At 65.9% G+C, this 18,331-nt stretch carries 19 protein-coding genes; 8 read left to right on the top strand and 11 right to left on the bottom strand.

The genetic code is table 11. From position 1 onward, the window contains the following. Positions 1-140 precede the first annotated feature (140 nt). The 4 genes from B7Z66_03355 to B7Z66_03340 all read right to left on the bottom strand — a co-directional run bounded on the left by B7Z66_03355 (position 141) and on the right by B7Z66_03340 (position 5,892). Positions 141-845, bottom strand: a complete 705-nt coding sequence (locus B7Z66_03355; GenBank protein ID OYV77760.1) for a short-chain dehydrogenase — start codon at positions 843-845, stop codon at positions 141-143. 287 nt (positions 846-1,132) lie between these two features. Further along, entirely contained in the window at positions 1,133-2,110 is a 978-nt protein-coding gene (locus B7Z66_03350) for a DMSO reductase (protein OYV77759.1), read from the bottom strand. A gap of 139 nt (positions 2,111-2,249) precedes the next feature. Then, on the bottom strand, positions 2,250-2,981 hold the full coding sequence (locus B7Z66_03345) for a ferredoxin (protein OYV77758.1): 732 nt from the start codon (positions 2,979-2,981) through the stop codon (positions 2,250-2,252). Between the two features lie 16 nt (positions 2,982-2,997). After that, positions 2,998-5,892, bottom strand: coding sequence for a formate dehydrogenase (locus B7Z66_03340; GenBank protein ID OYV77757.1), 2,895 nt, complete (start codon positions 5,890-5,892; stop codon positions 2,998-3,000). Between the two features lie 236 nt (positions 5,893-6,128). Between B7Z66_03340 and B7Z66_03335 the strand changes: the two genes are divergently transcribed. Further along, positions 6,129-6,527 carry a hypothetical protein gene (locus B7Z66_03335; protein OYV77756.1) on the top strand — a complete coding sequence of 133 codons (399 nt, stop codon included), beginning with the start codon at positions 6,129-6,131 and terminating at the stop codon, positions 6,525-6,527. Positions 6,528-6,695: 168 nt separating this feature from the next. Here the strand turns inward: B7Z66_03335 and B7Z66_03330 are convergent, their stop codons facing one another. Continuing rightward, positions 6,696-7,526 (bottom strand): undecaprenyl-diphosphatase, encoded by an 831-nt coding sequence (locus tag B7Z66_03330; GenBank protein OYV77792.1) that lies wholly within the window; start codon positions 7,524-7,526, stop codon positions 6,696-6,698. Between the two features lie 153 nt (positions 7,527-7,679). On the opposite strand from B7Z66_03330, the gene B7Z66_03325 reads away from it, so the two are divergent. Next, positions 7,680-8,267: a hypothetical protein gene (locus tag B7Z66_03325; GenBank protein OYV77755.1), complete on the top strand. Its 588-nt coding sequence runs from the start codon at positions 7,680-7,682 to the stop codon at positions 8,265-8,267. A gap of 32 nt (positions 8,268-8,299) precedes the next feature. Here the strand turns inward: B7Z66_03325 and B7Z66_03320 are convergent, their stop codons facing one another. Then, on the bottom strand, positions 8,300-9,013 hold the full coding sequence (locus B7Z66_03320) for a single-stranded DNA-binding protein (GenBank protein ID OYV77754.1): 714 nt from the start codon (positions 9,011-9,013) through the stop codon (positions 8,300-8,302). Between the two features lie 246 nt (positions 9,014-9,259). On the opposite strand from B7Z66_03320, the gene B7Z66_03315 reads away from it, so the two are divergent. The 3 genes from B7Z66_03315 to B7Z66_03305 all read left to right on the top strand — a co-directional run bounded on the left by B7Z66_03315 (position 9,260) and on the right by B7Z66_03305 (position 11,553). Next, positions 9,260-9,670, top strand: coding sequence for a hypothetical protein (locus B7Z66_03315; GenBank protein ID OYV77753.1), 411 nt, complete (start codon positions 9,260-9,262; stop codon positions 9,668-9,670). Then, positions 9,667-10,662: a stress response serine/threonine protein kinase YihE gene (locus B7Z66_03310; protein ID OYV77752.1), complete on the top strand. Its 996-nt coding sequence runs from the start codon at positions 9,667-9,669 to the stop codon at positions 10,660-10,662. The genes B7Z66_03315 and B7Z66_03310 overlap by 4 nt, the downstream gene beginning before the upstream one ends. A gap of 267 nt (positions 10,663-10,929) precedes the next feature. Further along, positions 10,930-11,553, top strand: a complete 624-nt coding sequence (locus tag B7Z66_03305) for a hypothetical protein (protein OYV77751.1) — start codon at positions 10,930-10,932, stop codon at positions 11,551-11,553. Between the two features lie 12 nt (positions 11,554-11,565). Here the strand turns inward: B7Z66_03305 and B7Z66_03300 are convergent, their stop codons facing one another. Continuing rightward, positions 11,566-11,865 carry a hypothetical protein gene (locus B7Z66_03300; GenBank protein ID OYV77750.1) on the bottom strand — a complete coding sequence of 100 codons (300 nt, stop codon included), beginning with the start codon at positions 11,863-11,865 and terminating at the stop codon, positions 11,566-11,568. A gap of 119 nt (positions 11,866-11,984) precedes the next feature. Here B7Z66_03300 and B7Z66_03295 point away from each other — a divergent pair, with 119 nt between their 5' ends. Then, positions 11,985-12,407: an aminoacyl-tRNA hydrolase gene (locus B7Z66_03295; GenBank protein ID OYV77791.1), complete on the top strand. Its 423-nt coding sequence runs from the start codon at positions 11,985-11,987 to the stop codon at positions 12,405-12,407. A gap of 157 nt (positions 12,408-12,564) precedes the next feature. Here the strand turns inward: B7Z66_03295 and B7Z66_03290 are convergent, their stop codons facing one another. Next, positions 12,565-12,771, bottom strand: coding sequence for a hypothetical protein (locus tag B7Z66_03290; protein ID OYV77749.1), 207 nt, complete (start codon positions 12,769-12,771; stop codon positions 12,565-12,567). A gap of 90 nt (positions 12,772-12,861) precedes the next feature. Between B7Z66_03290 and B7Z66_03285 the strand changes: the two genes are divergently transcribed. Further along, entirely contained in the window at positions 12,862-13,065 is a 204-nt protein-coding gene (locus B7Z66_03285; GenBank protein OYV77748.1) for a hypothetical protein, read from the top strand. A gap of 17 nt (positions 13,066-13,082) precedes the next feature. Here B7Z66_03285 and B7Z66_03280 read toward each other — a convergent pair whose 3' ends face one another. Then, the gene (locus B7Z66_03280; protein OYV77747.1) at positions 13,083-13,391 is read right to left on the bottom strand and encodes an antibiotic biosynthesis monooxygenase; all 309 of its coding nucleotides are present in this window, start codon (positions 13,389-13,391) and stop codon (positions 13,083-13,085) included. Between the two features lie 162 nt (positions 13,392-13,553). Between B7Z66_03280 and B7Z66_03275 the strand changes: the two genes are divergently transcribed. Then, complete coding sequence (locus B7Z66_03275) at positions 13,554-14,012, top strand: hypothetical protein (GenBank protein ID OYV77746.1); 459 nt, start codon at positions 13,554-13,556, stop codon at positions 14,010-14,012. Between the two features lie 41 nt (positions 14,013-14,053). Here the strand turns inward: B7Z66_03275 and B7Z66_03270 are convergent, their stop codons facing one another. Together B7Z66_03270 and B7Z66_03265 are read right to left on the bottom strand one after the other, a co-directional pair. Further along, a complete protein-coding gene (locus B7Z66_03270) occupies positions 14,054-14,818 on the bottom strand; it encodes a hypothetical protein (protein ID OYV77745.1) in 765 nt (254 codons plus the stop codon). Between the two features lie 206 nt (positions 14,819-15,024). Next, positions 15,025-17,694, bottom strand: a complete 2,670-nt coding sequence (locus B7Z66_03265) for a peptidase M16 (GenBank protein ID OYV77790.1) — start codon at positions 17,692-17,694, stop codon at positions 15,025-15,027. Positions 17,695-18,331: the final 637 nt, after the last annotated feature.

Raw genomic sequence — 18,331 nt, 5'->3', positions numbered from 1 at the left:
GAATGGTGGTTGGGAACGCTGCGGGACGGTCCCAACGTGACATCCTCGCGCTGGTGCGGATGCCCAAATGGTTGCGTACGGCGTCCCGAACCGGGGTAAAGGCCGCCTGCGACGTCTCCGGCGGCAGGTGAGGATCGGTATTACCACGGGAGCGCGGACCCGTCGTAGTTGAGGAACCGGCCGGAGTCCGCGGGGGTATAGCGATCGATTATGGCGCGCATGCCGGCCACACTCTGCTGCGGCGTGATCAGTCCGTCGGGCCCGCCCATATCGGTTCTGACCCAGCCCGGGTGCAAGATCAGTACCCCGATTCCCCGCGGCCGCAGATCGATGGACAGGCTCTTCATCACCGCGTTCAGCGCCGCCTTGCTGGAACGGTACAAATAGCTGCCGCCGCTGCTATTGTCGCCCATAGAACCCATCAGGCTGGTGAGCGCGACCATGAGGCGGCGCTCGCTGCGTGCCAGGTGATCCCCGAAGGACTCCGCGAGCCGCGCAGCGGCCATGGTGTTGATTTGAAACGTACGGGTCCACTCCCCGTAGTCCAGGTGTCCCAATCCGCGGTCGCCGGAGTCGCCGGAATCGCCGGAAATCCCGGCGTTGCTGAGTAGCAGGTCGACGGACACGTCGCTCAACCGGTGGGCGAGGGCGTCGATGGCCCGGTGGTCCGCGACGTCCAGCCCGTGGACCGTGATTTCAGATTGTCGCGCGGCCAGCCGCGCGAGGTCGGCCGCGCGTTCCGGTGCGCGGCACGTGGCGAGCACGCGCCAGCCGTCGACGGCGAACTGCCGGGCGAATTCCAGTCCGAGGCCGCGGTTTGCGCCGGTGATGAACACGGTTGGCATGCCGATGCTCCTTGCCGGTTCCGGGGTCCCTGTGTCGTGCCGTTACCCGTTCGATTAGTGTACTACACCCCGCGCGCGCCGGTCAGAGACCGCCCGGTGGCTCTGGCTACTGGCGGGGTAAGGGACCGACCGACGGTCCAAGTTATCATGATGTTGCGCGGCGGTGTCAAATCGGTCCGTAGTTCTGATCTCTTTCGTCGTATAGCGTCCATGACGTTCCTCGAGAGATCAGAAATCTGCCCCGATTCCCCCGCGCTTCGCTGCGCGCGGATTACTTGGACAGTTTCCTACGCCGCCTGGTAATAAAGATTCTGGGGGTGTTCCGCCTGCGCGAAGAAGAGCCAACGTTCCCCGAGTAAACCCAGGTATTGGAGAACAAAGGCCGCGACGAGGAGCGCTGGCCGCTGGCCGCTCATGGCGGTGGCCAGCAACGCGGCGGGGACCGCGAACACGAGGATCGTAGAGCCCCACTTTATGGTGCGCAGCAGGGCCGCGGAACGCCCATGGAAGAATTCGCGGGTATTGAAGGAGCCGCCCATGGCCCCCTGGGAGATCTGGCGGATGTGGGTATGCCGTACGCCGATGGCGGTCTGCAGGCTGGACTTGTGACGCAGGCGCGCGTTGCGGATCAGGGCCGCGGACCGGCCCGCGAAACTCAATGCGGTCAGGATCAACGCCCATCCCCCGAAGAAGTGGACTAGGCCATGACCGGCGTAGGCCGCATAGGCCGTGGCCAGGGTAAATCCGGAGGCGCACCCCAGCAGGGTGAAGTTCACCACCGTGAGCGGAGTGGCCCATTCCTGCAGGAAACGCAGGCACGCATAGATCATTCCGGTGCAAACAAAAAGTGTGAGGCACAGGACCACCCCGACCGTTCCCGCCACCAGCGTAACGCGCAACGCGATGCCGGGACCCACCGTGAGCAGCACCGGGTTCCAACCCATGAAGTGCAGGGCACCGTAGGTAAACACCGCGGCCATGAACACGGGTAGCGCGATGACTTCCCGGGACAACCAGGAGGTGCGCCAGCGCGCAGCGGAACGCCAAGCCCGCTCCGGGCGCCCCAGGTGGAAGAACGACGCGATCAGACCCGCCACCAATAGCAACAGCGCCAGCGCGCTGCCCAGGGCGTAGAACGCGCGCCCGCTCTGGGCCGGAAGCACCGCGAGGACCGAGTAGAGTTCACTGGTGTAGAGGGCGAGAAACAGGCCCTGCCCGGCGCCGATCAGAGTGGTCAGATAGATTACGGAAAAGGCGGGACGCATGGGTGGCGGTTCCTGAGTCAGTACTGGTGGTCGCTCGGGTGTGGTTTTACACGACAGATGATGTTGGAAATGTCCCGTCCCGGTGTTCGCGGCGGCGCATAATAGGGCCGACGGACATCGATCCACGTTCAGGCACGGTCTACCAGCTCGTCACATCGTCCAGAGACGGCTCTTCGAGACCCGGTTTTGGCAGCCGTGATTCCTTTTTCAGTGGGTTGTCTGCGCGCACCAACTGGTCGTCATGGATGCGGATCGAGGTCTTGCGCAGTGGTAGGTAGTGGTTCGCGGGCCGCGTGCCCCATTCTGGCATAAGTTGATAGCCGCCCTGTTCGCGGATCATCAGCGAGACCTCGGACTCCGGGTCGTGCACGTCTCCGAACAGACGCGCGTTGGTGGGGCAGGCCAGCACGCACGCCGGCTTGCGCTCCCGCTCCGGAAGCGATTCGTCGTAGATCCGGTCGACGCACAGTGTACATTTTGTCATCACGCGACGCTGCGCGTCCACCTCGCGTACGCCGTAGGGGCAAGCCCATGAGCAATATTTGCAGCCGATGCACTTGTCGTAATCCACCAGTACGATGCCGTCCTCGGGCCGCTTGTAGCTGGCGCCAGTGGGGCACACCGGCACGCAGGGCGGATCCTCGCAGTGCAAGCAGGACTTGGGGAAGTGGACCGTCTGGGTATTGGGATAGGTGCCCACCTCGAAGGTCTGTACCCGGTTGAAAAACGTGCCGCTGGGGTCCGGCCCGTAGGGATTGAGGTCTACCAGGGGGCCGGCGCTGCCGGAGGTGTTCCATTCCTTGCAGCTGGTCACGCATGCGCTGCACCCGACACAGACGTTCAGGTCAATGATGAGGGCGAGCTGGGTCATGGGTGTCTGGCGTCCGTTATCTAAACAGTTTTTTCATGAGGCCGGCGCCCGCCCGGTAGGCGAGGCGCTTTGGGCTCTGCGGTGCGGTGCCGGGTGCTCGCGGCACCGTGGCGAACTCCGGGGATGTCAGCTGCGGCTCGTCGGGCCCGGCCGGGTAGATACGCACCCTTACGTCGTACCAGCCGGCCTGCCCGGTGACCGGGTCCGAGTTGGACAGGTGTTCCCCGTCCGTCAGGGTCGGCAGTTCCTCGGTGATCAGATGGTTCAGCAGGAAGCCCTTGCGGACCTCGTTGGCCGCAGGGTCCAGTCCCCAGGCCCCGGGGGCCTTGCCGATCGCGTTCCAGGTCCACACCGTTCCGGGTTCCACCGCCTCCGAGTAGCGGCACAGGGCGCGTACCCGGCCCCATTGGGATTCCACCCAGACCCAATCGCCGTCCGCGCATCCGTTGGCGCGCGCCACGCTTGGGTGGAGGAACAGATGGTTGTGCGCATGGATCTGGCGCAGCCAAGCGTTCTGGGAGTCCCAGGAGTGGTACATGGCCATCGGCCGCTGGGTGACCGCGTTGAGCGGGTAGCGCGTGCGATCCGTGATTTGCGCCTCCAACGGTTCGTAGTAGAACGGCAGCGGATCGAAGTAGGTCTCGATGCGTTTACGGAGCCGGTCGGGCGGTTGGCGTCCGGGGCGTTTGCCCTGGGCCGCGAGCCGGAATTTCTGCAACACCTCGGAATAGAGATGGATCAGGATGGGTTCGGCATAGCGCGTCAGACGGTGGCGCTGCGCCCATTCCAGATAGCCCTGGTTCCAGTTGCGCATGTATTGATAGGAAGGCGGCAACTTGTACTGGAACACGCAGTTGTTCTTGGCGTACATCTCCCACTGATTGGGGTTGGGCTCGCCCTTCATGAATTTCTCGCCACCCTTGCCGCGCCAACCGGCCAGGAAACCGATGCCGGATCCGGGCTCGGTTTCATGATGAATAATGAAATCCGGGTAGTCCCGGAACTTGCGCGAGCCGTCCGGGTTGACGAATGCCGGGAATTTCAGGCGGCCTGCCAGTTCAACCAATACCTCCTGGAACGGCTTGCATTCGCCGGTGGGAGGGACCACCGGGATGCGCACCGCGTCCACCGGGCCGTCGAATTCGGAGATCGGCCGGTCCAGCATCGACATGACGTCGTGGCGTTCGAGATAGGTGGTGTCCGGCAGCACCAGGTCGGCGTAGGCGACCATCTCCGACTGGAATGTGTCGCACACCACCAGGAACGGGATCTTGAATTCCCCATCCGTGTCCCGGTCGTTGAGCATGTGGCGGACTTCCACGGTGTTCATGGTGGAGTTCCATGCCATGTTGGACATGAAGATCAGCAGAGTGTCGATGGAATAGGGATCACCCCGCCAAGCGTTGGTGATGACGTTGTGCATGAGCCCGTGCACCGCCAGCGGGTATTCCCAGGAGAACGCCTTGTCGATCCGCACCGGCTTGCCCGCGTCGTCCACGAACAGATCATCGGGGTTCGCGGGCCAGCCGAGCGGCATGCCGGCCAGCGGTGTGTCGGGTTGCACCGCGTCGGGGTGACGGGGAGTCTTCGCGCACGGGGGGATCGGGCGCGGGAACGGGGCCTTGTGCCGGAAGCCCCCGGGCCGGTCGATGGTGCCGAGCACCGTCATCAGGATCGACAGGGCGCGGATGGTTTGGAAACCGTTGGAGTGCGCCGCCAAGCCGCGCATGGCATGGAACGCCACCGGGTTTCCCGTGACCGTCTCGTGATCCCGTCCCCAGGTGTCGGTCCAGGCGATCGGCAGTTCGATCTTCTGATCGCGCGCGGTGACGCCCATCTCGCGGGCCAGCCGCCGGATGGTCTCCACGGGGATCCCGGTGATGCCCGCGGCCCACTCCGGCGTGTAGTCCTTTACCCGCTCCACCAGGAGTTGGAACGCCGGCTTGACCGGGCTGCCGTCGGGGAGCGTGAACGCGCCCAGCAGGAACGGATCGGCGTCCTCCTGATGAGGTTCCACCGGCCGGTCGAGTATCCGGTCCCACCACAGCTTGTTCTGGGGATCGAAGCAACCCTCGTCCACCGGTTTGTCGGTGCGCACGAACAGGCCGTACTCATCGCTGGCCTCGTCTTGCGATACCAGTTCCGCGGCGTTGGTGTAGCGGGTGAGAAAGTCCCGGTCGTAGAGCCCCTGCTGGACGATCTCGTGGATCAGGGCCAGCAGCAGGGCGGCGTCGGTGCCGGGGCGGATCGGGACCCACTCGTCGGCGATGGCGGAATAGCCGCTGCGCACCGGATTGACGGAGATGAATTTCCCGCCGTTGCGCTTGAATTTGGAGATCGCGATCTTGAGCGGGTTGGAGTGGTGGTCCTCGGCGGTGCCGATCATGATGAACAGCCGCGCGCGCTCCAGGTCCGGCCCGCCGAACTCCCAGAACGAGCCGCCGATGGTATAGATCATCCCGGCCGCCATATTGACGGAACAGAAACCGCCGTGGGCGGCATAGTTGGGGGTACCGAACTGCCTTGCGAACAAACCAGTCAGGGCCTGCATCTGATCGCGGCCGGTGAACAGCGCGAACTTCTTCGGGTCGGTGGCGCGAATGCGCCGCAGGCGTTCTTCCAGGAGTGTGAACGCCTGGTCCCAGGAGATCTCGGTGAATTCCCCCGCGCCGCGCGCCGCGCCGGGTTTGCGCAGCAGGGGCTTGGTCAGCCGCGCGGGCGAATATTGCTTCATGATGCCGGAGGCGCCCTTCGCGCAGATCACGCCCTGATTGATTGGGTGATCGGGATTGCCCTGGATATAGCGGATCTCGCCGTCGCGCAGCGTCACCCGGATACCGCAGCGGCAGGCGCACATATAACAGGTGGTGTTCTTGTCTTCGGTCTTTGGAGCAGGGGATGGCTTGCTCATAGGCACGGGTCCGGGGGGTGGGGCGCGGTGGCGGGGACGGGCACAAACAATACTCTAAGCCGACCCCGGGCCGAAGGCCAATTAAGAAATTCGATCCGAGAATAATCGAGAGGCCGAAGCAAGCTCGATCCCGGCGTACCCTGGATCGCCCCGGCACCGTGCCGGGAACCCGGCGCCGGGACCATGGTCTCAGTAGTGCGAAACCGGCGTTCGGGCCGGATGGAGGAGGAGATCCCGTGGATTACGCCAGTGCAGAGAATCAGATCGTGCAGGTGGAGCAGCAGTCCCAGACCGCGCTCCAGAACATGCAGACCCTTGCCCAGAAGTTGCGTGCCGCGGCCCCCGATGAGACCACCGGGCGCGAATGGGCCATGGATCTGCGGGAGATCGCCATGTCGGTTCAGCAGCAGAACCAGGCGGTGGTGACGATGGTGAACCAGATGGCCGAGTACATCCGCACACTGGAGGGCCAACTCCAGTCTCACCCGAATCCCACGGTGCAGCCACGCGGCTGGGCGAGCCAGTCTCCGATGTCCGGCGGCGGTTTCTGGGGCAATGTTACCAGTGGGTTGGGCATGGGAGCCGGGTTCGCCGTGGCGAGCGATGTGGTCGGCGATCTGTTCAATATGTTCTGACGGTGTTCCCCCGGGTCCCTGCACAGGTCGACCTGTGTGGTGGCCTGTGCAGTGCGGCCTTGCGGTGGGCCAATGTCGTTTTGGGGCAGTGGAATCTGAGCATCGGAGGGCCTGCCCCAGATTCCGTATCGCAGCGTCTGTGTAGTCCGCGGCTGGCGTGACTTCCATTCAGAGCCCCAGATGCCAGAACAGCGCGCCGGCTCCCGCCGCCATGCAGTAATAGGCGAACGGGCGCAATGCCTGCACCTCGTTGCGGTTGAAGTAACGCATCAGTACCCAGGTGCTGGCGTAGGCGAACCCGCCGGCTACCAGCCCGGCGAGGAACACCAGCCCGATGTCCATATGGGCGCGTGCCGCGAACAGCTTCGGCACCTCCAGCAGGCCCGCGGCCCCAATGATCGGTGTGGCCATCAGGAACGAGAAGCGCGCGGATCCGCCGTAGTCCAGGCCATTGGCGAGCCCCGCCACCAGGGTGACTCCGGAACGCGACATTCCCGGGATCAGCGCCAGGGACTGGGCGCAGCCGATCAACAGTGCCTGGCCCCAGGACAGGTGGTCCAGCCGTTGGGTGGTCTCGCGGCGCTTGAGTCGGTCACCGGCCAACAGGACCAAGCCATTCAGCGCGAGAAATACCGCGACCACGGTGACGTTGGAGAACAACAGCCGGAGCTTCTTTTCCAGCGCAAGTCCCAACAGGCCCGCGGGGATCGTGGCTACCACCAGCAGCCAGAACAGCCGCGCCTCGGGGTTGGTGGCCCGGCCCCGGGCGTCCGCGAGCCCCGAGAACAGCCGCATCCAGTCGCGCCAGAAGAACAGGAACAAGGCGCCGGCGGTCCCCAGATGCAGCACTACAAGGAACGGCAGGAAGTCCGGGTTGTGCCGGTTCAGATTCCAGTGCAGGAGGGTGGTGAGCAGTACGCCATGTCCGAGGCTGCTGATGGGAAAGAGTTCGGTGACGCCCTGCATGACGGCGAAGAGCAGGATATGGGCGGAGTCGATCAAGGAGATTACCCTGGCAGTGAGGTGGATCGGAGCGCGCGGATCGGCACGCGGCGGCGGTGTGTCCGCGGCGCGCTTCGATGGTACTCTAAGCCGGCCGGGAGATGAACCGGTCCGGCCGCGGCCGGTGCGTTGCGCAACAGGGGGGTATGCATGAAGATCGCCGACCGAGCCCGGAATATCCTGCTGCAACCGCGCCAGGAGTGGCAGGTTATTGCGGAGGAACCCGCCACGATCCGGGGGTTGTACCGGGAATATATCGTTCCCCTGGCCGCCATTGGTCCGGTGGCATTGCTGATTCGCCTTGCCATGTTCGGCATCGACCTGCACGCGGGCGGGCGCTATCCGCTGCCGTCGGCTGTGGGTCAAGCGGTCCTGGCATTCGCGCTCAACATGGCGGCGGTATTCGTGGTCGCCCTGGTGGTGGATGTCCTTGCGCCCACCTTCGGCGGCCGCAAAGATCCCATTCAGGCGCTGAAGGTGGCTGCCTACGTCAGCACCCCGGGCTGGTTGGCCAGCGTGTTCGTATTGGTGCCGGTGCTGACGGTGCTCGCCCTCGCCGCCGGCCTGTACGGCTTGTACCTGCTGTACCTAGGACTGCCGGTGGTGATGGGGGCGCCCCGCGAGCGGGCGTTGGGCTATACCGTGGTGGTGGTGATGGCGGTGGTGGTGGTTTACTTATTGATTGGGCTGCTCGCTGGCGCGTTCGTGTCATTGCCCACGGGGCCCGTGGCGCACTGACGGGGAGCGCCCATCCGGGCGTGCTGGGACCGTCAGGGCAGCTGGATGCCCAGCCGCTGCAGCGCGGCGTCCATCTGGCGCGCCCAGCCCCGGTTGGCGCTGGGACTGGCCGGGCTGGGGTGGGGGACCGCACCGATCCGGATGTCCGCATCCGCCAAGGCGGCGCGGATCCGGCCCTCCGCGAAGCGGCCGATCCCCAGGACGTGGCGCGGCCGCAGGCAACGCACGGTTGCCACCAGCGCGGCGTCGCAGGCCGCGAACAGCCGTTCGCGCTCCGCGGCCGACAACTTGTCCGGGGTGCGGTTGCGACCGGTGTCTTCCATGAAGCACAGCGGGCAGTAGTTGATTACCAGGAATCGCGCGAAGAACCGGCGTGGTGTATCGAAGGTGTCACGCGCCCAACCCCACAGGCGCCGCCCGCTCACCTCGCCGCGCGGACAGGCAAAGCCGGTCACCGGGCGCTTGGGGTGCGATTTGCGCGGCTGGGTCACCGGGGCCTCGATGCCGAGCCATCCGCGCACCAGTTCCACGTCCCCGAACGGGACACCGGTCTGGGCCATGCCCCAGGGTCCCGGATTCATCCCGACCAGCACCACCTCACGGCTCCCGCTGCCGTAGCGGCGCAGGTACTCCTGGTGCGGACGCCAAGCGTATTCCAGCGGATTGTATACGTGGGTCACCGGTGCCGCGAACCGCAGTTTCGCCACTTCGGTGCCTAGCCGGCGTGCAACGATGACCAGATCCAATCGTGCGCCTCTGCGTTGGGGTGGTGGTGGCCGCCGTATCCCGCCGGTGTCCGGCCGTGTCCCTGTGAAGTTCCCGCGGCAATTTCCACGATAGTGTACGGAGCCGCGGATCGGGGGGCAATCCGGTGGCCTGCCGTGGGCACGGGTTGAGACCCGCGCCGGGGTGGCGTTACGATGGTAGGATCAGGTCGGGCCGCGGTTGCGGCAGCGTGGACCGGTGGCCCGTGGCGGCCGGGAGGCAGGACCATGGGTATGGAGAACGTGCGAGTCGACCGTGATCGCGCGGTGCTGCTCCTGGTGGAGGTCCAGCCCGATCTCATGCCCGGCGGTGCGCTGGCGGCGACGGAAGGGGACCGGATCGTGGCGCCGATCAGTGCCCTGATCGGTATCGCGCCGTGCCCCTATGCGCCGCAAAGGATCGGAGTCGGGTTTGATCTGCCGTGCGTCGCGTTCGCACGTGCTACTTGGACAGGCTCCGGCCCGAATTTTCCGCCGACGTTCCTCGACGACGGCGCGTCAGCGGCCGCGACGGGAGCGCGTCGAGGAACGTCGGCGGGACCGGCATCCGCGCCCGCGGGGATCGCTAACCGGGTGCCCATGGCCCACAATGCGGGGGAGGCCGGGCGCTACGCCACGGCTGCCGCGGGAATGCCATGACCGAGGACGATGAGAAGACCCCCTACGCCCAGCTCGGCCCGGACCAGATCCTGGATGCGGTGGAGGGGGCTGGCTATCCCTGTGACGGACACCTCCTCGCCCTCAACAGCTACGAAAACCGGGTCTACCAGGTGGGTCTCGACGGCGCGGTGCCGGTGGTGGTGAAGTTCTACCGCCCCGGCCGCTGGAGCGACGATGCGATCCTGGAGGAACACCGCTTTACGCTGGAGCTGGCGGAGTTGGAGATCCCGGTAGTCGCTCCCATCGTGGATCCGGAGGGCGTTACGCTGCACCGTCACGGGCCGTTCCGCTTTGCCCTCTATCCGCGGCGCGGGGGCCGGGCCCCGGACTTGGAAGACCCGGGGCAGCTGGAGCAGCTCGGCCGCTTCGTGGCCCGGATCCACGGCCTTGGGGCCGTGCAACCCTATCGCCACCGGCCGTCGGTGGACGTGGAGAACTTCGGCGTCGAGTCCTACCAATACCTGTTGGAGAGTGGATTTATCCCGCACGACCTGGAGTTGGCCTACCGCAGCCTCGCGGAGGACCTGATCGTCCGGATCCGGGCCTGCTATGCGCGCGCCGGCGCGGTGGCGCGGATCCGCCTGCATGGCGATTGCCACCCGGGCAATATCCTGTGGACCGATGATGGCCCCCATATCGTGGATTTCGACGACGCGCGTACCGGACCCGCGGTGCAGGACCTGTGGATGTTCCTGTCCGGGGATCGCGCGTTCATGACCGCGCGGCTCGCGGACCTGATGGAGGGCTACACCGAATTTCATTCGTTTGATCCCAGGGAACTCCACCTGATCGAGGCCCTGCGCACCCTGCGGATGCTCCACTATGCGGCCTGGATTGGACGGCGCTGGGACGATCCGGCGTTTCCCCGCGCGTTCCCGTGGTTCGCCGGTGGCCGCTACTGGGAAGAGCACATCCTGTCCCTGCGTGAGCAGGCCGCGCTCATGGACGAGCCACCGCCGGTCTGGTCGTGACGGCGCCGGATCCGCTGCCCGGGGATCCCTCGTACCACCGCGCCTGGGAATGGCTTGCGGCCACAGATCACGGCGTGCGACTTGGACTGGCAAGTAAGCAGCCGCGCCGGTCCCGCCCGGGGAACGCTGTTTCCACGCCGCCACCGCCGTGATCCGGAGTTCCGCGCTTCTTTATCTGGCCTGCTGACTGCTACTGAGCGTGGCGGCCGTGGTCGGCGATCCGGACTATACTTTGGGCGCGACTGGCGTTCGCGGAAGGGCCGTGGCATGGACAAACCGACGTTGCTGGTGACGGTGTTCGTGGACTACATCTGTCCGTTCTGCTATGTAGGCGTGACCCGTCTGGACGCCCTGCGCGAGACCTACGACCTGCGGGTGAACTGGTGTCTTCTGGAGGTGCACCCGGAGAACTCCCCGGCTACCATACCGGCAGAGGCCTTGCCCTATGAGCCGGAACTCCTGAAACGCAAGATGACGCGCCTCGCGCGCATGGCCGCGGAGGAGGGCCTGCGGTTTGCGGACCTGACCGTGTCCACCAACTCCCACCGGGCCCTGCTCCTGTCGGAGGCGGCGAAGGAGGATGACCGTGCGGTCTTCTACCGGTTACATCGACGGCTCTATGAGGCCTATTTCGCAGAGGGCCGCAATATCGGGGCCGAGGAGGAATTGCGGGAGTTGGCGGCGTCCTGCGAAGTCGGGGCGGATACGGTGCGGCGCGCCTGGACCGACCCGCGCTACGAGGAACGGCTGCAACGCAACCGTCGGCTGGCATTGCAGCTCGGCATCGTGAACACACCGACCTACCTGTTCGGGGATCGGATCGTGGCGGGCGCAGTGTCCAAGGAGCGTCTTGTCGGCGCCGCCCAAGAGGTTGCCGCGGCCGCCTGTTGATGGGGCAAGGTTTCAGGACTCGCCGGGTCGGAGCGGGCCCGCCGCGGTGCCGGGTTCGCCGCCCAGGGCCCGCTTTGCTGCGGCCGGCAGGCGCCGGATGGCATGTTCGCGGCGCGCCGCCATCGCGCGGGATGCGCTGCGCTCCTGGTAGATCAGATGCACCGGACGCCGCGCCCGAGTGTATCGGGCGCCGAGTGCGCCGTGGTTGTGTTCCGCCACCCGTCGCGTCACATCCGTAGTAATACCCGTGTATAGGGTACCGTCCCGGCACTGCACGATATAGACGTACCAGGGGGCCGGCTGCCCGGTCATGCCAAGCCTGGACGGGCAGCCCGTGGGTTAGCGGTGGCGCAGCCGCCGCTCCGGTACCCGGCGTATCGCGGCGCGGGTTTGGGCTTGAGGTGATGCTGAACGGCGCGTACCCTTCCGCCATGATCTTCGTTACCGACGACCTGCAGTTGGACGAGCGCGAGATCAGGGCGCGGTTTATCCGCGCCTCGGGTCCCGGGGGGCAGAACGTCAACAAGGTCGCCACCGCCGTCCAACTGCGTTTCGACGTGGCCCGCTCGGCCTCCCTGCCGGATCCGGTGCGGGAACGCCTCATCCGCCTTGCGGGCAAACGCATCAATAACGATGGAATCCTGGTGATCGATGCGCGGCGGTTCCGGACCCAGGAGCGCAACCGCCGGGACGCCGTGGAGCGGCTGGTAAGCTGGATTCGCAGGGCCGCGGAGCGCCCGACACCACGTATCGCCACCCGGCAGAGTCTCGGGTCGAAGCGTCGCCAGTTGGACGAAAAGCGCCGGCGCGGTGTCGCTAAGCGGCTTCGCGCCGGCGTACCGCGGGACGAGTAGAGGTCTGGCCGGTATTTTCCAGCGGCGTCCCGGGAAGCACGTCCGGTCCATGCGCAGCGAGGGCGTACCGGTTACGCCGCCGGCGCTTGGCGCGTGGTGCGTTCGATTTGGGTGGCGCCGCGGCGCCCTCGCAAGGAACACCGGTGAGAAACGCGGGCTAGGCATCCAGGTCCGGGATCAGTTTGCTCTGCAGTTTGGCGATCAGATCCTTCAGTAGCAGCTTGCGCTTCTTCAGGCGGCGCATCTGTAGCTGATCCACCAGCGGATCGCCCGAAAGACGGGCGATGGCGTCGTCCAGGTCACGGTGTTCTGTCTGCAATTCGCTCAGCTTGCGTCGCAGGTCTTCGTTCTCGTCATCGAGCATGGAGGGAATCCGACTGGGATCTGTTCAGAATACCATAACCACCCTGTTTGCCGCGCCCTTCGGCGTGGCGGGCCAGCCCGGGAGTTCAGTATGGAAAAACGCGTCATTGACCTGGAGATCCGTGTGACTCACCAGGAGGCGGTTCTGGAGACTTTGAACCGGGTCGTGGTGGAGCAGCAGCAGGCGATCGACCAGCTGCGGGCGCAACACGGTCGGCTCATGGAGCTGGTGCGGGAATTGGCGCCGTCTCCAGTGACCCCTGCATCGGAGGAGCCGCCGCCACCTCATTACTGAGGGCGTACGGGTGCGACTCAAGGCCTCCTGGCCTGGATCACGATCTCGTGCTGTTCCAGGCCGCCCTGGCCCGCGTAGGCCTCCTTCGGCAGCGGGTTGCGGTGCGCGGCCTGGAAGTCGTCGCTGCGGATCCAGGCCTCGAACGCCGCGTGGTCTTCCCACACAGTGCGTACTACATAGGGCGTGTCCGGGCTCACCGGGCGGAGAATCTCCATGCTCAGGAATCCCACCTGCTTTTCCACCTGTCCAGCGCGATTGCGAAACCGCTCTTCGAACCGTTCCCACCATTCCTTGGCCACCGGCACACGATTGGTTACCACGAACATCGGCAGTCTCCGGAATCATTGGAGCGGTCCCCGGCCCGGGACCGCATGCGTTTCCACACTACCATGAACCCGCGCCCTGCGAGGCGGGGCTAGTGGTTTGAATTCGGCGCCGCGTGGGGGCAGACTTCCCAGTCCTGGAATCCGCCCTGGCCACTTTCCCACATGACCCATCCCCGCGAGCGACCCAAAACCGAACTGGAGCGGCACTACCGGGCATTGTCTCTAGAAGAACGTATGCGGCTCGCGTTGTGCGAAGATCTTCCCGATGGCTACCGGGAGTTGATCCTGCGCAAGGAGCAGTGGATGCACGTGCGGGTTTATTTCGCGCGCCGCGTGGATCTGCGTCCGCAGGAGGTAGAGGCCCTGCTGGGGGATGCAGACCATGTAATCCGCCTGTGCATTGCCAAGCGTCACGACCTCACTTCCGCGCAGGTCGCGTGCTGTGTGGAGGACGTGGATCCGAACGTCCGCTATTTCATCGCGCGCAATCCACTCCTGACCGACGCCCAACGCCAGCGTCTGATGGTAGACGGGGATCCAATGGTGCGCCGCGCGGCCGCCAAGGGACCGCGGGCCATGGAGGTACGCCAGCGCCCCGGGCAGGCCCGTCTGGTCCGCTGAGCGCGACGGGCGGTGGCCACCGGCGCTGCGCCGACGCTCCGTTAATACAGCAGATACTTCATCCCCACCGCAAACAGCACTGCCAGGGTGGCGCGCAGGAAGGTTTCATGGCGGATCCGGAAGTGGAGGCGGTTGCCCAGTAGCAGGCCTGCCAGTACTGCCGGGGCGAGTACCATGAATGCCTCGACCTGCGGGAGGTACATCAGTCCGAAGGCCGCATACACGAAGCCGCGGGCCCCGTTGTCGACCAATGCGATGGCCTGAAACGTGGCGCGGAAGGCCCGCTTGTCCAAGTGACGCATCTGCAGGTAGGCCACAATGGGGGGGCCACCGCCGCCGTAAAGGCTTCCGATCACGCCACCGAGCAACCCGAGGGGCAGGGCCCAGGCCGGGCCAATCCGCGGCAGTCGTTCCGGTTTGATCAGCACCGCGTAGAGGACATACGCGATGATGAACAGTCCCAGGAACAGGGTGAGCTGCTGGGCGGCGCTGTCGCGTAGCACCTGGGCGCCGGCCAGGACTCCGAGCAGACTTCCCGGAAGCAGCCAGCCGAGCTCTCGGGGTCGCATCTGACGCAGGTCGTAGGCGCCCAGCGCCAGCGCGCCTAACAGGTCCAGCAGCAGAACTACCGGGACCACTGCCTTGATCGGGAACAGCAGGGTGAGCAGCGATACCGAGATCAGACCGGATCCGAAGCCGATGGTTGCACGCACGTAGAAGGCGGCGAACACCACCAGGAGCGCGGCCGCAAAGCTGAGGGGATGGCCGAGGAGAAACGCGGCGTCGAGCGCCGGATGCGTTGACATAGATGGGCCTGACCCGCGGTGGTGGATCCTGGCCGGGTCCGTGCAGCGACGTCTAGGCCGCGGCGGACATGACGCAATTACACCGCGGGCGCAAACGGACGGCGAACACCCGGCGCCGGGAACCGGAACCGCGCACAGCCTATCAGAACCGGGGCACGGTGCAAGGGTATTGCGCCGGAGTCACAGGGGGCGAGTCTATCCCCGGGTCAAGGGCTTCGGGGCGCCGGTCCCAGCGATACTTCCGCCAGCTCGTCGGGGCGTATCCAGTGGGCGAAGGCCTGTTGGACCTGGGTAGCAGTGAGCTTCATGTAGTGCTGAGCGGCGCGGGTAGGTTCGTCCAACGGCAGGCCCTCAACCGCGCGGCCGAGCAGGCCCCCAGCAATCCGGCCGACGCTGGCCTCCGCGAGCGGAATCTCACGCAGCGCCAGGGCCTTCGCCTGGTGCAGTTCGGCCGGGCTCACGGGTGTCGTCTGCATGCTGCTCAGATCCCGCACGATGATCGCGCGCGCGCGGGCGACATTGGGTGGATCGCACCCGTAGTTGACCATGTATATCCCGCGGGTCCGCCCCACTTGGAAGCCCGACGACACGTAATAGACCAAGCCGCGATCCTGACGCAGGTCGCGATACAGGCGGGTGGCATAGAAGCCGCCGTCCAGTACGTGGTTGCCCAATTGCAGCGCGTAGTAATCGGGGTTGGACCGGGTCAGGCCCAGGGTCTCCGCCAGGGTTACTTGGTCCTGCACGCGGCTCTGGTCGGGCACGCGGGTGATGGAAGGTCCGCTGGGCGGGACCGGTGGCAGCCAAGTGTTGGGCTTGGGCCCCGATGCCTTCCAGTCGCCGAAGTATTTCATGATCACCGAGCGGGCTTGTCGCGGGCTCACGTCGCCGATGACCACGATCGTGGTCAGGTCCGGCCGGAACGTCGCCCGGTAGTAGTTCGCCACATCTTTCAGGGTCAAGGCGTCGATGGTGGCGGGAGTGGCCTCGCGCTGGGTGGGGTCGCGGGCCGGGAACAGGGCGCGGCCCAGGGCCCGCCCGGCCAGGTAATCGGGGCTGCGCAGGTTGCCGGCGGTCGTCGCGGCTTGTTGCCGGCGGATGATGCCGAAGGCGTGGGCCGGCAGCGCCGGGTCCAGCAGATTGTCCGCGAGGAGCTGTACGCCGCGGTCGAAATCACCGGCCAGTACCGCCAGGGAAAAATCCGAGCCTGCGGACTCGCTGGCGCCGATCGCGTCCAGGGCCTTCTGGAATGCAAGGCGGTCGAGGTGCGTACTGCCATAGGAGAACAGGTCTCCGAGGATACCGGCGACGCCGTCTTGTCCCTTGGGTGTCTCGAGATCCGAATTGGTACGCACGCGTCCATAGACGCTGACGGTGCGGGTGACGGTCTCCTGCTGCACGATCAGACGCAGGCCGTTGGGCAGCAGTGTGGTGACCGGATGAACCGTAGAAACCGGTACCGTGAGACGCCCCATGGCCTGACGCGCCCATTCGGGCAGCGCGGCCGCCCGGGTCTCGCGCGGGGTAAAGGATTCCTTGCCGCCGAAACCCTTGGAGGCGGCCGGCTTGCCCGAGGACTCGGGTGTGAGGATAGCGGTTACGGTGTGGTTCAGGTCCAGGTAACGGCGCGCAACACGCGCCACGTCCTGAGGCGTGACACGCCGGATGGCCTCAACGTCGTCCTGCGGCGCGCGGCGTCCTTCCACGGCCAACGCCTGGGACCAGGCATTGGCCAGGTCCGATACCGAGTTTCCCCAGAATGCGGCCGACACCTCTTCACGGCGCTTCGCCGCCTCCACCAACTCCGGCGGTACGCCGTGGCTTGCCACCTGCTCCAGTGTCCGGCGCAACTGTTTCATCAGGGCGCTGGCATCGGCGCCCCGGGGGAAGGCCGCCACCGCTAGACTCATCCCGGCGCCTGGCCAGGCATCGGCCGTGAAGCCGGCCATCAGGGCCTTGCCCGCCGGCACCAGGGCATACAGGCTGCCACGGGGGCTGTTGAGGACGTCCGCCAGGATCTGGGCGGCGGCATAGTCCGGGCTGTCGGTCCCCGGCATGCGAAAGCCGATCACGTCCATCCCGTATGCTTGGTCGGTGCGCAGGTGCAGTGTCCCCGACCGGATCGGCATGAGACGGATCGCCGGCCGGTGGGGCAGGGCACGTCGGGGTATGGACCCGAACAGCCGGCGTACCGCCTCGATCGCATGCTGGGGTTGCACGTCCCCGGCAATTACCAGGATCGCGTTGTTGGGCGCGTACCAAGCGCGATGAAATTTTCGCAGCATCGCGCCGGTGGTGCGTTGGAAGGAGGCGCGGGTGCCCAGCGCATCGTGGGCGTAGGGCGTGCCGCGGAAGAGGGTTGCCAGCATGTGGGTGTAGAGGCGGTACTCGGGGCTGGAGAGATCCTGCGCGACCTCCTGTTCGATGGCGTCCCGTTCCTGACGCCACAAGGCCTCGGTGTCCAATACGCCGCGCATGCGGACCGCCTCGATATGCAGGACCACGTCCAGGTCCTGCGCGGGCACGGTGAACGTGTATTGGGTGACGGTCTGTTGGGTGTCGGCATCGAAATCGCCCCCCATGCCGGCGCCGATATAGGCGAGCTGGTCCGCGGACAGCCCCGGGCTGCCCCGGAACATCATGTGTTCCTGTGCGTGCGCCATGCCCGGGAAGCCGGCCGGTGCCTCATTGGACCCGGCCAGATAATTCAACTGCGTGGTGACTACCGGCGCCAGCGGGTCGGGCACAACCACTACTTGCAGTCCATTGCGGAGCGTGGCGCGGACGGCCCCGTCCGGATGTTTGGTGGCCGCTCCGGCGGCGCGGCCCGCTGCGAGGGCTACGCAAAGCAGGCCGAATACGAGGTATCCGGTCAGCGGGCGCGCCGTACGCCGCCCCTGCCTGCCAGAGCCAGATTGGCCGCAGTGGTAGAAGTGGCCAGGCGATTTCGGGATTAGTCCGCCTCTCGCAACGGTGTTCGCCGCACCCGCCCCGTAGCGCCAGCGCGATGGGGCGCACGGAGTACGCCTGGGCCTGGCGAGTGCATCGGTGGCTACCGCAGGAGACTGGGCAGGGATGGAGGCTAGGGGGTGTTTCACATAGGTTCTCAAGTCGTCGTGCGTCCTTCTACGACCTTGGATGGTAGCCTGGAGTTCCTGGTCTTGGCCACGTTTTCCTTTGTTTCGACGGGGACGTGGTGCGAAGATGAAGCGTTGTTTACGGATTCGTGCAGGGGACAGTCCTCGTCTCGCGTCGGCGCCGTGGGCATCTTGCGTGAATGCGGGCCGGACGTGTGGACCCGTGCCGTTTCGTTAGAGCCACTGGGCGGGGAGCAAACGCGGTCTGCTGCGTCCGGACGAGACGTCCGTGGACTAGATATGGCTGATTATGATATCGGAGCTGGAAAGCGCGGTTTCGGTCGTCGGTCGAATCTATAAAAACCGTCGCCCGCGGGCAAATACCCGCGGGCGACGTATATGGCCGCGCCATGCAGTTGCGTGGCGTTGCTTACGG

This window comes from Chromatiales bacterium 21-64-14, from assembly GCA_002255365.1.
Taxonomy (GTDB): Bacteria; Pseudomonadota; Gammaproteobacteria; order 21-64-14; family 21-64-14; genus 21-64-14.
Note: the sequence above shows the minus strand (reverse complement) of the source record. Positions and strands in the feature narration are given on the sequence as shown.

Coding starts and splice junctions, on each gene's coding strand:
- B7Z66_03355 (OYV77760.1), bottom strand. CDS start 845: ATGCCAACCGTGTTCATCACCGGCGCAAACCGCGGCCTCGGACTGGAA.
- B7Z66_03350 (OYV77759.1), bottom strand. CDS start 2,110: ATGCGTCCCGCCTTTTCCGTAATCTATCTGACCACTCTGATCGGCGCC.
- B7Z66_03345 (OYV77758.1), bottom strand. CDS start 2,981: ATGACCCAGCTCGCCCTCATCATTGACCTGAACGTCTGTGTCGGGTGC.
- B7Z66_03340 (OYV77757.1), bottom strand. CDS start 5,892: ATGAGCAAGCCATCCCCTGCTCCAAAGACCGAAGACAAGAACACCACC.
- B7Z66_03325 (OYV77755.1), top strand. CDS start 7,680: ATGAAGATCGCCGACCGAGCCCGGAATATCCTGCTGCAACCGCGCCAG.
- B7Z66_03315 (OYV77753.1), top strand. CDS start 9,260: ATGGGTATGGAGAACGTGCGAGTCGACCGTGATCGCGCGGTGCTGCTC.
- B7Z66_03310 (OYV77752.1), top strand. CDS start 9,667: ATGACCGAGGACGATGAGAAGACCCCCTACGCCCAGCTCGGCCCGGAC.
- B7Z66_03305 (OYV77751.1), top strand. CDS start 10,930: ATGGACAAACCGACGTTGCTGGTGACGGTGTTCGTGGACTACATCTGT.
- B7Z66_03300 (OYV77750.1), bottom strand. CDS start 11,865: ATGACCGGGCAGCCGGCCCCCTGGTACGTCTATATCGTGCAGTGCCGG.
- B7Z66_03295 (OYV77791.1), top strand. CDS start 11,985: ATGATCTTCGTTACCGACGACCTGCAGTTGGACGAGCGCGAGATCAGG.
- B7Z66_03290 (OYV77749.1), bottom strand. CDS start 12,771: ATGCTCGATGACGAGAACGAAGACCTGCGACGCAAGCTGAGCGAATTG.
- B7Z66_03285 (OYV77748.1), top strand. CDS start 12,862: ATGGAAAAACGCGTCATTGACCTGGAGATCCGTGTGACTCACCAGGAG.
- B7Z66_03280 (OYV77747.1), bottom strand. CDS start 13,391: ATGTTCGTGGTAACCAATCGTGTGCCGGTGGCCAAGGAATGGTGGGAA.
- B7Z66_03275 (OYV77746.1), top strand. CDS start 13,554: ATGACCCATCCCCGCGAGCGACCCAAAACCGAACTGGAGCGGCACTAC.
- B7Z66_03270 (OYV77745.1), bottom strand. CDS start 14,818: ATGTCAACGCATCCGGCGCTCGACGCCGCGTTTCTCCTCGGCCATCCC.